Origin of the sequence: Variovorax monticola (genome assembly GCF_051216855.1) — a bacterium.
Taxonomy (GTDB): domain Bacteria; phylum Pseudomonadota; class Gammaproteobacteria; order Burkholderiales; family Burkholderiaceae_C; genus Variovorax.
In genome coordinates, this window is the sequence record NZ_JBPJZP010000008.1 from 463869 (window position 1) to 478243 (window position 14375).

The 14375-nt window shown below is 70.2% G+C and carries 12 protein-coding genes; 5 read left to right on the plus strand and 7 right to left on the minus strand.

Going from position 1 to position 14375, the window contains the following annotated elements; translation table 11 throughout:
- Nucleotides 1-13 precede the first annotated feature (13 nt).
- The 4 genes from fhuE (at nucleotide 14) to ACSFA5_RS28960 (ending at nucleotide 4871) form a co-directional block, all read left to right on the plus strand.
- Complete coding sequence (gene fhuE, locus ACSFA5_RS28945; protein ID WP_435447484.1) at nucleotides 14-2491, plus strand: ferric-rhodotorulic acid/ferric-coprogen receptor FhuE; 2478 nt, start codon at nucleotides 14-16, stop codon at nucleotides 2489-2491.
- Nucleotides 2492-2599: 108 nt separating this feature from the next.
- On the plus strand, nucleotides 2600-2908 hold the full coding sequence (locus ACSFA5_RS28950) for a DUF3649 domain-containing protein (protein WP_435447485.1): 309 nt from the start codon (nucleotides 2600-2602) through the stop codon (nucleotides 2906-2908).
- Nucleotides 2905-4512: a PepSY-associated TM helix domain-containing protein gene (locus ACSFA5_RS28955; protein ID WP_435447486.1), complete on the plus strand. Its 1608-nt coding sequence runs from the start codon at nucleotides 2905-2907 to the stop codon at nucleotides 4510-4512. The genes ACSFA5_RS28950 and ACSFA5_RS28955 overlap by 4 nt, the downstream gene beginning before the upstream one ends.
- Nucleotides 4509-4871 carry a DUF3325 domain-containing protein gene (locus ACSFA5_RS28960; RefSeq protein ID WP_435447487.1) on the plus strand — a complete coding sequence of 121 codons (363 nt, stop codon included), beginning with the start codon at nucleotides 4509-4511 and terminating at the stop codon, nucleotides 4869-4871. Before ACSFA5_RS28955 ends, ACSFA5_RS28960 begins: the two co-directional genes overlap by 4 nt.
- A 122-nt stretch (nucleotides 4872-4993) precedes the next feature.
- Here the strand turns inward: ACSFA5_RS28960 and ACSFA5_RS28965 are convergent, their stop codons facing one another.
- The 7 genes from ACSFA5_RS28965 to ACSFA5_RS28995 form a co-directional block, all read right to left on the minus strand.
- A complete protein-coding gene (locus ACSFA5_RS28965; RefSeq protein ID WP_435447489.1) occupies nucleotides 4994-5533 on the minus strand; it encodes an Rrf2 family transcriptional regulator in 540 nt (179 codons plus the stop codon).
- A 21-nt stretch (nucleotides 5534-5554) separates the two neighbouring features.
- The gene (locus ACSFA5_RS28970; RefSeq protein ID WP_435447490.1) at nucleotides 5555-6253 is read right to left on the minus strand and encodes a Bax inhibitor-1/YccA family protein; all 699 of its coding nucleotides are present in this window, start codon (nucleotides 6251-6253) and stop codon (nucleotides 5555-5557) included.
- Between the two features lie 177 nt (nucleotides 6254-6430).
- Nucleotides 6431-6802, minus strand: a complete 372-nt coding sequence (locus tag ACSFA5_RS28975) for a hypothetical protein (RefSeq protein WP_435447491.1) — start codon at nucleotides 6800-6802, stop codon at nucleotides 6431-6433.
- 88 nt (nucleotides 6803-6890) lie between these two features.
- Nucleotides 6891-9149, minus strand: a complete 2259-nt coding sequence (gene yccS / locus ACSFA5_RS28980; protein ID WP_435447492.1) for a YccS family putative transporter — start codon at nucleotides 9147-9149, stop codon at nucleotides 6891-6893.
- A gap of 61 nt (nucleotides 9150-9210) precedes the next feature.
- Complete coding sequence (locus ACSFA5_RS28985) at nucleotides 9211-10662, minus strand: c-type cytochrome (RefSeq protein ID WP_435447493.1); 1452 nt, start codon at nucleotides 10660-10662, stop codon at nucleotides 9211-9213.
- 4 nt (nucleotides 10663-10666) lie between these two features.
- Nucleotides 10667-12319 (minus strand): GMC family oxidoreductase, encoded by a 1653-nt coding sequence (locus ACSFA5_RS28990; RefSeq protein ID WP_435447494.1) that lies wholly within the window; start codon nucleotides 12317-12319, stop codon nucleotides 10667-10669.
- Nucleotides 12316-12921 carry a sugar dehydrogenase complex small subunit gene (locus tag ACSFA5_RS28995; RefSeq protein ID WP_435447495.1) on the minus strand — a complete coding sequence of 202 codons (606 nt, stop codon included), beginning with the start codon at nucleotides 12919-12921 and terminating at the stop codon, nucleotides 12316-12318. Before ACSFA5_RS28995 ends, ACSFA5_RS28990 begins: the two co-directional genes overlap by 4 nt.
- Nucleotides 12922-13137: 216 nt before the next feature.
- On the opposite strand from ACSFA5_RS28995, the gene ACSFA5_RS29000 reads away from it, so the two are divergent.
- A complete protein-coding gene (locus ACSFA5_RS29000; RefSeq protein WP_435447496.1) occupies nucleotides 13138-14355 on the plus strand; it encodes an acyl-CoA dehydrogenase family protein in 1218 nt (405 codons plus the stop codon).
- Nucleotides 14356-14375 lie beyond the last annotated feature (20 nt).

Consider the following 14375-nt stretch of genomic DNA (forward strand, 5'->3'; position numbering starts at 1 on the left):
AAGGCTCGTTTCCATGTCCGCATCCCGCCGTCCGTTTGCTCCGCGCCCGCCCGCAGAGCGCCGCCTGAACAACGCCCTTCGCCATGCCCTGATGGTGCTCGCTCTCGGCGGGCTGGCCGGCGCGGGGTTGCCCGCCTTCGCGGCCGGTGCGGTGTCGCTGGACGCTGCCAGCGCCCGCGCCTGCGACATTCCCGCCGGCCCGCTCGGTCGCACGCTGGCTGCCTTTGCCGTCGGCAGCGGCATTGCGCTGTCGTTCGACCCCGCGCTGACGCAGGGGCGCAGCAGCCCGGCCGTTGCGGGGCGCTACACCGCGCGCGAAGTCATCGAGCGCCTGCTTGCCGGCAGCGGCCTGCAGGTGGTGGCGCGCACCGACGGCAACTACACGCTGAGCCGCCGCGAGGCGAACGCGGGCACCGCCGCCCAGCCCGGCGTCGACACGCTGCTGCCCGTCACCGTGGTGGCCGAAGCCGATCGCAGCGGCACCACCGAAGGCACCGGCGCGTACACCACGTCCGCCACGGCCGCGGCCACGGGGCTGTCGCTGTCGCTGCGCGACACGCCGCAGTCGGTGACCGTGCTCACGCGCCAGCAGATCGACGACCAGAACCTGCTGTCGCTCGGCCAGGCCATGAAGAGCGTGCCGGGCGTGTTCGCCGTGAGCTCCGACAGCGACCGCACCGACCTGTACGCGCGCGGCTTCTACATCGACAACTACCAGTACGACGGCGTGCCCACCACCGTCACCACCGACTTCTTCGGCGCCTCCAACAACGACCCGGTGCTGTACGACCGCATCGAGGTCGTGCGCGGCTCCACCGGCCTGCTGACCGGCGCGGGCAACCCGTCGGCCTCGGTCAACCTGGTGCGCAAGCATGCCGACAGCAAGGTGTTCGCCGGCAGCGCGTCGCTGGCGCTGGGCTCGTGGAACCTGCGCCGCGCCACGCTCGACCTGCAGGCGCCGCTGACCGAAGACGGCCGCGTGCGCGCCCGCATCATCGGCATGACGGAGGACCGCGACTCTTTCATCGACATGTACCACGGGCGCAAGCATGTGCTGTACGGCGTGGTCGACGCCGACCTCACGCCCGACACCACCCTGAGCGTGGGCATCGACTCGCAGGCCAACCGGCCGACCTCGTCGACCTGGGGCGGCCTGCCGCTGACCTTCAGCGACGGCACCGTCGCGAACTGGGACACGGGCAAGACCATCGGCACGCCCTGGACTCACTGGGACACCACGACGACCACGGCCTTCGCGAACCTCACGCACCGCCTGGACAACGGCTGGAAGCTCAAGGCCAACGCGTCGCACCGCGAGAGCAAGCAGAACGCCAAGCTGCTGTACCTCTTCGGCGGCCTCGACCGCCTTGCAGGCACCGGGCTGCGCTCGCTGCCGGGCTACTTCGAACATGAATTCCGCCAGAACAGCCTCGACCTGCAGGCGACCGGCCCCTTCGAGCTGCTGGGCCGCAAGCACGAGCTGGTGGTGGGCCTGACCAACAGCCAGTCGCGCTACGTGGAGGCCAACCATCCGCGCACCAGCGCGCTGCCCGGCACCGGCAACTTCTACGAATGGAACGGTTCGTACCCCGAGCCGACCTGGGGCGCGCTGAATGTGTCCGCCGTCACCAAGACGCGGCAGACCGGCTACTACGGCGCCGCGCGCCTGTCGCTGGCCGATTCGCTCAAGCTGATCGTGGGCGGCCGGCAGAACAGCTGGCGCTCGACCCGCCAGACCGCGAGCGACAGCGCCACGCGCCGCCACGAGGTGTTCACGCCCTATGCGGGCCTGGTGTACGACCTGAGCGAGAACTACTCGGTCTATGCGAGCTACACCGACATCTTCCAGCCGCAGAACTACCGCGACACGAGCGGCGCCTACCTCGACCCCGTCACCGGCAAGAGCTACGAGGTGGGCGTGAAGGGCGAGCACCTGGGCGGCAAGCTCAACACCTCGGTCGCGGTGTTCCGCACCGCGCAGGAGAACGTGGCCCAGCGCGACGGCACGAAGCTGGTGCCCAACTCGAGCGACGGCGCCTACTACGGCGCGCGCGGCGTCGTCAGCAAGGGCATCGAGCTGCAGGTGTCGGGCGAGCTGGCCCCCGGCTGGCAGATGAGCGCGGGCATTGCGCGCACCCTGGCGCGCGACGGCGAGGGCGCGCGCATCAACACCGCCATGCCGACCACCCAGGCCACGCTGTTCACCACCTATCGGCTGCCGGGCAGCTGGCAGCGGCTCACCGTGGGTGGCGGGGTCAACTGGCAGAACCGCATGTACTCCGCATACACCGTGGGCAACGTCGACATGCGCTACCAGCAGGGCTCGTTCGCGGTCGTGAGCCTGATGGCGCGCTATGCGTTCACGCCCAAGCTGTCGCTGCAGCTCAACATCGAAAACCTCCTCGACAAGAAGTACTACAGCAACGTCGACGGGCAGGCCTTCTTCGGCACGCCGCGCAATGCGGTGGCCACGCTGAGCTACAAGTTCTGACGGAAAGAGGCGGAAAAGGCGCTTTCTTTTGCCCGGCATGACCCTTTTTCCGTTCTCGCTTGTCATGTGAGGAAGGGGTGCACTTCTGCACCCCGTTTTCTTTTCACGATGAACTCCCGTCTTTCCTCCATTCCCGCTGGGCTGTTGCTGTGGGGCCGCGTCGCGGCTGCCGTGTTCGGCGGCTATGCGCTGGCTGCCGCGGCGGCCGTCTTTTTTGCCGCCGTGCTGCCGGCCGGCCGCGCCGAAGCCGTCATCGGTGGCATGCAGCTCAGCTTCGTGGTCTGCACTGCCGCGGTGATCTGGGCGTTCTCGCCCGTGTCGTTGCTGCGCGTGTGGTTGGGGCTGCTGCTGCCGGCCGTGGTGCTCGCCGGCCTGGGCTGGGCATTGCGCGGCATGCCGGGCGGGGTGAGCCCATGACCAGGACACAGGGCGGCTTCCGCCAGGCCCAGGCCTGGCTGCACACCTGGTGCGGGCTGTGGTTCTCGTGGCTGCTGTTCGCGGTGTTCCTCACCGGCACGCTCGCGGTGTTCGACGACCCCATCACCCACTGGATGACGCCGGAGCACCACGCCGAGGAAGCCGCCGAGGTGGCCAAGGCGGCATCGAAGACCGCGCCCGCGGCCGACCGCGCGCAGCGCCTGGCCTGGGGCCTGGCCTACATGGCCGAGCACCATCCGGGCGCGCGGATGTGGGAGCTGTGGCCTTCCGACGCCGGCGGCGGCGGCGAGCTCAATGTGTTCTGGTTCGATGCGAACAACCAGTACGCGTCGGCCGCGCTCGACCCGGCCACCGGCCGGCCCCTGGCGGTGCAGTCCGGTCACGCGGCACGCGCCACGCTCGGCGGGCACCACTTCGTCGACTTCCACTACGAGCTGCACGCCGGCACCGTCGGCCTGTGGATCGTGGGCATCGCCGCCATGGCGATGCTGGTGGCGCTGGTGTCGGGCGTCATCACGCACAAGCGCATCTTCAAGGACTTCTTCACCTTCCGGCCGAAGAAGGGCCAGCGCAGCTGGCTGGACGCGCACAACGCGGTGGCGGTGCTGACGCTGCCCTTCCAGTTCATGATTGCCTACACCGGCATCGTGATCTCGGGCACCACCTTCATGCCGGCCGGGAAGGTCCTGCACTACGGCACGGGCCACGACGCGCAGGCGCAGTTCGCGTCGGAGCTGAGCGATGGCGCCAAGCCGGCGCGCACGGGCCGCGCCCTGGCCGTGCCCGCGCTGGAGCCCTTCGCCGCGCGCGGCCAGCAGCTCACCGGCCAGGCGGTGCGCGCGGTCGTCATCGACCACCCGGGCGACACGGGCGCGCGCATCGGCGTCTATGGCTGGAACAGCGAAGACGACTCCGTGCGCCGCCTCAGCGGCACCACCGGCATGGCGCTGTTCTCGGCCGCCAGCGGCGAGGTGCAGCGCGTGCGCATGCCGGGCGCGGCCGACGGCGGCGCGGCGCTGCTCGCGCAGTCGGCCATGAGCGGGCTGCACATGGTCACCTACGGCGGCTGGGGCATGAAATGGCTGTACTTCCTGTGCGGGCTGGCGGGCACCGCGATGATGGGATCGGGCGCGGTGCTGTTCATCGTCAAGCGGCGGCGCAAGCACCTGGACGAATTCGGCGGCGCGACCGCGCGGGTCTACCGCCTGGTGGAGGCGCTGAATGTCGCGGCCATCGCGGGGCTGGCCGTGGCCTGCGTGGGCTACCTGTGGGCCAACCGGCTGGTGCCGGTGGGTGTGGACCATCGCGCGAGCGTGGAGCTGTATGCCTTCTTCGCGCTGTGGGGGCTGTCGCTGCTGCATGCCTTTCTTCGCCGACCGGCGCAGGCGTGGCGCGAGCAGCTCGGCGCATTGGCCGCGCTGTGCCTGCTGCTGCCGGTGCTGAACGTGCTGACCACCGGCGACCACCTGCCGGCGCAACTGCTGCGGAGCGATTGGGAAAGCGCCGGCGTCGAGCTGGGCGCGGTGGCCTTCGGGCTTGCGGCTCTCGGCGCGCTGCGCCACCTGCGCAGGTCCGCCCCATGACGACCGTGTACGCCTCGCTGCTCGGCCTTGCGCTCGCCTATGCCGGCATGGCGGGCTTGAGCTTTGCCATGGACCGGCATCACGAACAACTGACGCGGCAGCGCGAAGTGCCCGCGCGCCGGCGCGTGCTGCTGCGCACCGGCGGCGCCGCGCTGCTGGCGGCAGCGGCAGTGCCCTGCATGACGGCGTGGGGCGCCACGGTGGGCGCGGTCGCCTGGCTGGGCTTTCTGTCGGCCGGCGCGTTGCCGGTCGCGCTGCTGCTGCCGTACCGCCCGCGCGGCGCTGCGTGGCTCGCGGTCTGCGCCGCCGCAGCGGGTTGCGCGGGGCTCGCCCTTGCATTCATCGGGTCGCCGCGCTGAGCGGCGGCCTTCATTTCACTTCACCGGTTCGTGCCGGCAGCGAGGAAGACAAGGCCACGCGGACCCAGTTCCAGGCCCGCCGGGGGGCGCGAGGCCCCCGGGCGGCATGGCGCGCGCAGGCCTCAGCCCGCGCCTTGCTGGTGCCGCAGTCCCAGCGCGAACACCGAGTTCGGCGCATCGACGACGAAGGGCTTGCGCGCGGGCGCGCCCGGCGCGGCGCGGCGGGGCTCGGGCCGCGTGGCGGCCTGCACGCCCTTGGCCTTCTGTTCGTCGACCAGCGCCTGCAGCGTGATCGACTTCAGGAACTCGACCGCGCGCAGGTTCACGGTGGCCCACAGGTCGTCGATCTGGCAGCGGCCGGCTTCTCCCGGTTCGCCGGCTTCGCGGCGGCGGTTGTCGATGTCGTGTTCCTCGATCGACAGCACGATGTCGGCCACGGAAATGTCCGCTGCCTTGCGGCTGAGCGAGTAGCCGCCGCCCGGGCCGCGGGTCGACTCGACCAGGTCGGCGCGGCGCAGCTTGCCGAACAGCAGTTCGAGGTACGACAGCGACACGCGCTGGCGCAGGCTGATCGAGGCCAGCGTGACGGGGCCCGAGCGGCCGTGCAGGGCGATGTCGATCATCGCGGTGACCGCGAAGCGGCCTTTGGTGGTGAGGCGCATGTCAATATTCCTTCGTGGGGATTACTCGTCGCGGCCGCCGGCCAGGCCCAGCAGGGCCAGCAGCGACTGGAACACGTTGTAGATGCTGAGGTACACGCCCAGCGTGGCGGAGATGTAGTTGGTTTCCAGGCCGTCCTTCACGCGCTTCAGGTCATGCAGGATGAAGGCCGAGAAGATGCCGATGGCCGCGACCGACAGCGTCATCATCAGTGCGCTCGACTGGATGAAGAAGTTGGCAATGCCCGCCACCAGCAGCAGGATGGCGCCGATGAACAGCCACTTGCCCATGGCCGACAGGTCGCGCTTGATGACCGACGACAGCGTGGCCATGCCGAAGAAGATGGCGCCGGTGCCGGCGAACGCCGTCATCACCAGGCTCGCACCGTTGGCCAGGCCCAGCACCGAGCCGACCAGGCGCGACAGCATCAGGCCCATGAAGAAGGTGAAGGCCAGCAACACCGGCACGCCGGCAGCCGATTCCTTGGTTTTTTCGATGGCGTACATGAAACCGAAGGCGCCGCCGAGAAAGACCATCAGGCCGATGCCGGGCGACATGGCGCGCGAGAAGCCGGTCGCCACGCCGATCCAGGCGCCCAGCACGGTGGGCACCATCGAGAGGGCGAGCAGCCAGTAGGTGTTGCGCAGCACGCGGTTGCGTTCCTGCACCGAGGCGATGGGGGCCTCGAAGCCGGGGTTGAAGGCGGTAGGGCTGTTGTTCATTGTGATGATTCCTTGAGGGGTGGACCGGCGCTGGCTGGACGGAATGACGCGTTCAGATGGCAAGCGGCCCGAATGGGGGGTGTCGTGGTGTCGATGCGGGTACGGCCGTGTGGCCGGCAGGCCCGGATCGAGGGGCGGGCGCCAGGGCGGCGCCCGGTCGCGAAGGCTTTTCAGGGCCTAGGCGACGAAGTAAGCGGCCCGGGGTGGGCGCTTGGGCCGTTCGAGGAACGGCGAGATGGTGGTGGTCAGGCCCAGCTTGGGCAGCTGTTCCGTGAAGCGCAGCAGCGCGGGCGCGTCGTTGCGTGCGTCGACCAGCTCGGCGTGTTCGGAGCCGGCTTCGTCGACGGAAAGGGAGTCGTCCGAGGCCGCGTCGGCATCGGTGCCGTCCGGCGCGTCGGACAGCGAAACGCTGCTCACGAGCACCTGGGCGGTCTGCGCGGACAGGTCACTTTGCGAATGGCCGCCACCGGTCATGCTGTGGGCAAGCACGGCAAAGCCGTAGCAGGACAACATGAAGGCAAGGACAGTGGCGGTAAACCAGCGGGACATGAGGGTTAATTTTACCCGGCGCGCGGCGGCAAATCCGCCTTGCGCCAATTCAACCTTTTTCAACCGACCGGATTGCAGGAATGTTCGCTCAGGCCGGCGCGGTCGGGGTGTCGCTGCCTGGGGGCTGCAGCCACTCGCTCGCGTGGGTGCGCAATGCGTCGATCTGCAGCCATATCAGACCGAGTTCCGTGTGAAAAGTTCGCGCCTGCGGGTCGCCGCCTGCGCCGCTTGTGCCGCTGTCGGCAATGGCCTGCACGAGCGCGGCGCGGGCGCTTGCTTCGGCCTGCGCGTCCACCGGGCTGTCCACGCTGCCCTTGTCCAGCCCCGCCGCCAGGCCCTCCAGCGCCGCGATGGCGCCTTCGGCGGCGGTGCGCAGCACCGCCATCTGCGCCGAGTCGGGCAGCGCCGAGCGATGGGCGCCCAGGGCCGAGAGATAGCTCAGCAGCGTGTGCGAGCGGATGAGAAAGCGCAGCGCCACCCCCGCGCGCGGCCGCACGAAGCCCGGCTCGCGGAACATGTCCGACACCGCGGTGGACAACGCCGCATCGGCGTTGTGGTCGTTGCGCCGCGCCAGCCGGTAGTCGAGGTGGTCGCGCGCGCCCGTGCGGTACTGCGCGACGATCTGCCGCAGGTAGCCCGCATGACCGCGCAGCGCGGCGGCCGCCAGCTCGTTGATGCGCCTGGCCTGCCAGTGCGGCAGCACCAGCAGCACGGCCAGGCCCGCGATGGCGCTGCCGATGGCGGTGTCGACCAGCCGCGGCACCAGCAGCACGCCGCTGTCGCCCACCTGGTTGAAACACATCAGCACCAGCAGCGTCATGGACGCGGTGGCCAGCAGGTAGCGCGTGGTGCGGGTGGCGAAGAACACCACGCCGGCGGCCACCGCGATCACCGACTGCACCAGCGGCTGCGGAAACAGCTGCAGCAGCGCCCAGCCCGCCACCACGCCCAGCGCGGTGCCCGTGATGCGCTGGCCCATGCGCGCGATGGTGTCGCCGTAGCTCTGCTGGCACACGAACAGCGTGGTCAGCAGGATCCAGTAGCCCTGCGCGGGGTGGATGGCCTGCATCACGCCATAGCCGACCACCAGCGCGATCGACAGCCGCAGCGCATGCCTGAAAAGCGGCGAGCGCGGGGTGAGCTGCCGCCGCACGCGCTCTGCCGCGTCGCGCCACGAGCGCGGCGAGCGGTCGAACAGGCCCATCTCCGTGCGCCCGGCGCGTGCCGAAGGCTGGCTGGCGCCCACCAGCTGCCCGTCGAGCAGCGCCAGGTTGCGCGCCAGCGCCTCGACCGAGGCGAGCAGCGCGAGCCGCTCGGGCGGGGCGGCGCGTTCATGTTCGATCGCGCGTGCCCGCTCGTGCGCGATGGCGCTCTGCAGGTCGGCCAGCGCCTGCACGGTCTCCGTGCCCGCGTCGAAGGGCTCGCGCCGCGCGATCGAGTCGGCCAGCCGCTGGCACGCCAGCCCCTGCAGGCCCAGCACCCGCTGGCAGCGGTAGAGCAGGTCGCTGTGGAAGAAGGCGTCGGCCAGCGCGTTGTAGTCGTCGTGCGAGGAGCTGGCGCGCTCGTGCACGTCCTGCGCAATGAGATAGAGGCCGCGGTAGCGCGACAGGCGCCCGGTCGGCGCGCGTGCGCCGATGCGCCGGAAGATGCTTTCCTTGGCCGCGTTCAGCTCCGTCACCACCTCGGCGTTGAGCTGCGAGAGCGCGAGCCGCTTGCGCTCGATGTCGATGCCGCGCAGCGGCTCGAACAGCGACGCCTTGAAGCGCACGAAGTTGCCCAGCACCGTGAACAGCGACACCAGCCGCGCCTGCACCGGCTGCGCCGGGAACACGGCGCACCACAGCACCGAGAACACGCCGTACCAGGCGGCGCCCGCCAGCAGCAGCAAGGGCTCGCGTCCGCGCGCGGCCAGTCCACCGTGCACGCCATGCGCGGCCATGTTTTCGATGCCGAGCGTGGCGTACATCGCGAGGATCAGCGTGGCGTACGCAATCGCCTTGTAGCGCGCCTCCACCGCGCCCAGCATCGTGAGCGCGAAGGCCGCGAGGGCCAGCCCGGCGATGAACAGCAGCGGCAGGCCGAAGGCCGCCTCCACCGCGAACGCGATGGCGCCGAAGCAGGCCAGCGTGACCAGCTGCGCGCGCAGGCGGCCGCGCCAGCTGTCGTCGGTTTCCGCGAGCGCGCTGGCGATGGCGCCCAGGAACAGCGGAATCACCGCGTCGGGATGGCCGGTGGCGCCGCACAGCGCCATGAGGCTGCCGAGCGTCAGAAGAATGCGCACGGGCTGCGCGCGGGAAGCGAAAGACCGCAGCCGCTGGCGCAGCGCGTCGGGAGACAGGGGAAGCATGACGCCGATCTTGCACGATGCATGCCACGGCCAGCCGACCCGGGGCTGGCCCCCGTGCGGGTCAGGCCACCCGCGGCCCGCGACGCCGCCGCACCCACCACAGGCGCGCAAGCCCCGCCAGCAGAAGCAGCCCGACACCCATCGCCGGCAGGATGTACGGCTGCACCTGCGCCAGCAGCGGCCGGGGCCCGCCCGCGCGCGACAGGGCCACGTCCGCTTCGCTCACGTGCACCGCGCCGTTGCCGTAGCGCCCGAGCACGTAGTTGGAGATGTCGGCAACCTGCGCGTCGGTCAGCGGGTCGACGTAAGAGAGCGCGTCGAAGCGCGGCATCAGCACGTGCGTGTCGCCCACCTGCCGGTCCACGCCGTACAGGATGGCCGCCACCAGGTTCGCCGGATTCGCCAGCCCCGTGGCCGTGTTGTGGAACAGGCTCGGGTAGGCCTGGTTGCGGCTGCCCGCGCCGTTCGACTGGTGGCAGCTGGCGCAGTAGCCGTTGTAGAGCTGCTCGCCGCTGGTGAGCCGCGCCACGCTGTTGAACGGCCGGCTGCCGCGCAGCGTGGCCTCGCTGCTCGACGCCGCGCCCCATGCATGCGCGGGTTTGCTGTTGTCACCCTTGTCCGCCGCGTCGCGGATCGGCGGCGTGCCCTTCAGGTACACCGCCATCGCGCGCAGGTCGGCTTCGGGCAGGTGCTGCAGGCTGTTCTGCACGGCTTCGGCCATGCCGCCCGCGGCCTGCGCCTTGCCCTCGACGCGGCCGGTGCGCAGGTACTGCACCAGTTCCTGTTCGCTCCAAGCGCCGATGCCGCTCACCGGGTCGGATGTGATGTTGGGCGCGTACCAGGGCCCGACCGCGCCGCCCGCGAAGGCCTGGCCGCCGCGCTCGGCCATCAGCGCGTTGCGCGGCGTGTGGCAGGCGCTGCAGTGGCCCAGCGCGCCGGCCAGGTAGGCGCCGCGGTTCCATTCGGCGCTTTTCGTGGCGTCGGGCACGAAACGCCGGTCGTCCAGGAACAGCAGGTTCCAGATCGCCATCGACCAGCGCTGGCTGAAGGGGAAGGGCAGCATCGTCTTTTCCGCATCTGCGTCGACCGGCGCCACGCCGTGCATGAAGTACGCGTAGAGCGCGCCGGTGTCCTCGTCGCTCAGTTGCGTGTACGAGGTGTACGGCATGGCCGGGTACAGGTGGCTGCCGTCGCGCCGCACGCCTTGCCGCAGCGCGCGTGCGAACTCGGCCTCGGTGTAGTCGCCGATGCCGGCCGCTTTCGACGGCGTGATGTTGGTCGCGTAGATGCTCCCCAGCGGCGACTCGATGGCGTAGCCGCCCGCGAAGGGCTTGCCGCCACCCGGCAGGCCGAGCGAGGCGGGCGCGGTGTGGCAGGCCATGCAGTCGGCCGCGATGGCGAGCTGGCGGCCCTTGTCGACTAGCGCGGCCGGCGCCTCCTGCGCCATGGCACCCTGGCCGACGACAGCGCCGAATACGAGCAGCGTCGCCGCCCATGCACGCAGGTTCGTCATGCGCTCAACCCTTCGCCAGTGCACGGCCGATCGCGTCGGCCGACTTCAGGCCCAGCGCCGCCATGGTGAGCGTGCTGTTGACCACGCTGGCCGAGGGAATCGGCCCGCCGCCGGGCAGCCACAGGTTGTCGTGGTCATGCGTGCGGCAGTCGCCGTCGACCACCGAGTCTTTTCGGTCGGCGCCCATGATGGTGCCGCCCATGATGTGGTTGTTGGCGTTCAGCGCGGTCGTGATGTTGAACTCCGTCGCGCCGAACAGGCTGCCGATGTGCGCCAGCTGCTTGTGCGCCGCCGCCGCGCCCTTGCGCACGTAGTCGCCCACGTCGTAGTGGATCTCGGGGCAGGCCAGGCCCAGCGGGTCTTTGCGCGTGGCACTCAGCGTGAGCCGGTTGTTCGGGTCGGGCAGCGGCTCCAGGCTGATCGACAGGTCGACGCCGAAGGCCGCGCGGCGGCGAATTTCTTCGTCCAGCGCCTTGCCCACCAGCCCGAGCTTGAGTGCCTGCTGCGTCGCCGGCCCCACGCGCGTGATGTTGTTCAGGATCATCTTGTTCGACGAGTACTCGCTGCGGAACGCGCCGTCGCGCGGCCCCACCAGGCAACTGCTCTGCGCCGGGCCGCGGCCGATCCACAGCGGCTCGTTGGCCAGGAAGGTGCAGTGAAAGCCCGAGTGGTCCATCATGTTGCGCCCCACCTGGTCGGAGCTGTTGGCAATGCCCGTGGGGTTGCGGTCGTTGGCCGCCAGCAGCAGCAGGCGCGGCGTTTCCAGGCTGTTGCAGGCAATCACGAACTGGCGGCCCGTGGCCTTGTGCGACTTCCTGTCCTTGTCGTACCAGTGCACCGCGGTGATGCGGTTGTTCGCGTCCGTGTCGATGCGGTAGGCCACGGCCTCGGGCAGCAGTGTGGTGCCTTTGGCCTCCGCCGTCTGCACATGGTGGATGCCGTTGTACATGGCACCGATCGGGCAGATCGGCTGGCAGTTGTTGTTGCCGCAGCAGGTCGGCCGGCCGTTCCATGGCCGCGTGCTGCGGCCCTGCGGAATCGGCACCGAACGGTAGCCGTGCGCGTTCACCACCTCGGCGAAGCGCTTGTCGCCGTAGCTCCAGGGCACCATGTCCATCGGGTAGGGCTTGCTGCGCTCCGAGGGCGACTGCTGCGCCGGGTCGTTCGGCCCGGCCACGCCCATCTGTTCTTCGGCGCGGCAGTAGAAGGGCTCCAGCTCGTCGTAGCCGATGGGCCAGTCGCGGCCCACGCCGTAGGTCGACTTCATGCGCAGGTCCACCGGCAGGTGGCGCCAGCTCGACGCGGCCCAGTGCCAGGTGGTGCCGCCCACCACGCGCAGGTAGCCCTGCTGGAAGCCCTTGCCGTCGGGCCCCGAGAGGCCGACGTAGTCGTTGGGCGGAAAGTACAGCGGCGCGGGCGCCAGCGGCGACTGCGGAAACAGGCCCTGGAAGTCCGAGCCCACGCGGTTGGCGAAGGGCATGTTGCGCCAGTTCTCCACCGCCTGCGCGCGCTGGATGCGCGGGCCGGCCTCGAGCATGAGCACGGCGTGGCCCTGGCCCGCGAGCTGGTCGGCGATCATCGCGCCGACCACGCCGGAGCCGACGACGACCACGTCGGCGGTCGCGTTGCCATCTGAATCGAATGCTGTCTTTTTCATTGGGAATGTGTGTCTTGTGTGGGCCGTGCCGCTTCCTGCGGCGTCGGCACGCCGACGTCGGGCGGCGCGGCGGTCCACCACATCGGGCCTTCGTTGCAGTAGGTGGGTACCGTGAGCGCGTCGGCCACGGGCCGGTACATCAGTGCCTGCTCGTAGGCCACCACGGTGGTCTTCTGCCCGGCGACCACGGTGCCCGTGTACCAGGCCGTGACCACGGCCAGCGCCGCTTCGCGCAGGCCGGCGCTGGTGGCCGCGCCCAGCAGGGCCTCGGGGGCGATGCCCGGCTGCACCAGGCCCGCGAGCGAGGCGGCCTGCTGCGCGAAGGCGGCGTCGCCCTGCAGCATCGCCTCGCGGATGCGCGCCGAGGTGAGGGGGTCGATGTCGTCGTGGCCGGTGATGGCCTTGGAGAACGCGAGGAAGCGGGCGATGGCTTCGCCGTCGACGGTGCCCGTGGTTGCAGCCGCCGCAGCCGCCGGTGCCGGCTGCGCGCCGCCCGTGCCCGGCCAGCCGAACAGCGCCGCCTGCGCGGCCACCGCCGCGGCGGCGAGAACGGCGTCACGCCGCGTGAGCCCGCCCGGTGCGCGTGAGGCGTCTTCTTTCATGGGAAGGTGGTCGTGTGACATGGGTTTCCTCCTGAGCGCTCGCCTGCTTGCAAGCCGGCAGTGTGAGGCCGCCCGCGTACCCGAGCACGAGGGTGCGGGATTGAGCGGCGCTGTCCTACGCGGGACTGCGCAGGCCGCATGTGTCGCGCGAACGACCGACGCCCGACGCGGCGCCACGTATCGTCACCGCACACTGAAAGAAGAAGGACGAGACCCATGCATTTCGAATTCACACCCAAGGTGATCGCGCTGCGCGACGAGCTGCTGAAGTTCATGGACGAGCACGTCTACCCGAACGAAAAGCGCCGCGAGGAAGAACTGGCCGCCAACGCCCGCGCCGGCCACCCCTATGCCGAGCTGCCGATGATGGCCGGCCTGAAAGCCGAGGCGCGCAAGCGCGGCCTGTGGAACCTGTTCCTGCCCGAGGCCGGGCACGGCCCCGGCCTCACCAACGTCGAGTACGCGCCGCTGTGCGAGATCATGGGCCGGCGCTACTGGTGCGCCGAAATCTTCAACTGCTCCGCCCCCGACACCGGCAACATGGAAGTGCTGGCGCGCTACGGCACCAAGGCGCAGCAGGAACGCTGGCTCACGCCGCTGCTGGCGGGCGAAATTCGCTCGTCGTTCGCCATGACCGAGCCCGAGGTGGCCTCCAGCGACGCCACCAACATCCGCTGCAGCATCGTGCGCGAAGGCGACGAGTACGTCATCAACGGGCGCAAGTGGTACATCACCGGTGCCATGCACGAGCGCTGCGAAATCTTCGTGCTCATGGGCAAGACCGACCCCGACAACGCCGACCGCCACAAGCAGCAGTCGATGGTGCTGGTGCCCAGGAACACGCCCGGCGTGACCATCGTGCGCGACATGCAGCTGCTCGGCATGTACGACCCGCCGTTCGGCCACCCCGAGATCGTGTTCGACAACGTGCGCGTGCCGGTCGGGAACATCTTGCTGGGCGAGGGCCGCGGCTTCGAGATTGCGCAGGGCCGCCTCGGCCCGGGCCGCATCCACCACTGCATGCGCGCCATCGGCATGGCCGAGTCGGCGCTGGAAATGATGTGCCAGCGGCTGGTGTCGCGCACCGCGTTCCACAAGCCGTTGTCGGAGCAGGGCGTGTGGCGTGAGCGCATTGCCGAGTCGCGCATGCTCATCGAGCAGTCGCGCTGGATGGTGCTCAACGCCGCCTACCGCATGGACACCGTGGGCAACAAGGTCGCCGCGAAGGAGATCGCGATGATCAAGGTGCTCACGCCCAACAACTGCGTGAAGGTGATCGACTGGGCCATGCAGGCTTTCGGCGCGATGGGCCTGAGCCAGGACACCCTGCTCACCCACTTCTACGCCTACGAGCGCCACCTGCGCGTGGCGGACGGCCCCGACGAGGTGCACCGCAACGCCATCGCCAGGCAGGAGCTGGCGGCCTACCGGTAAGACCGGCAAGAAGGCGGCGC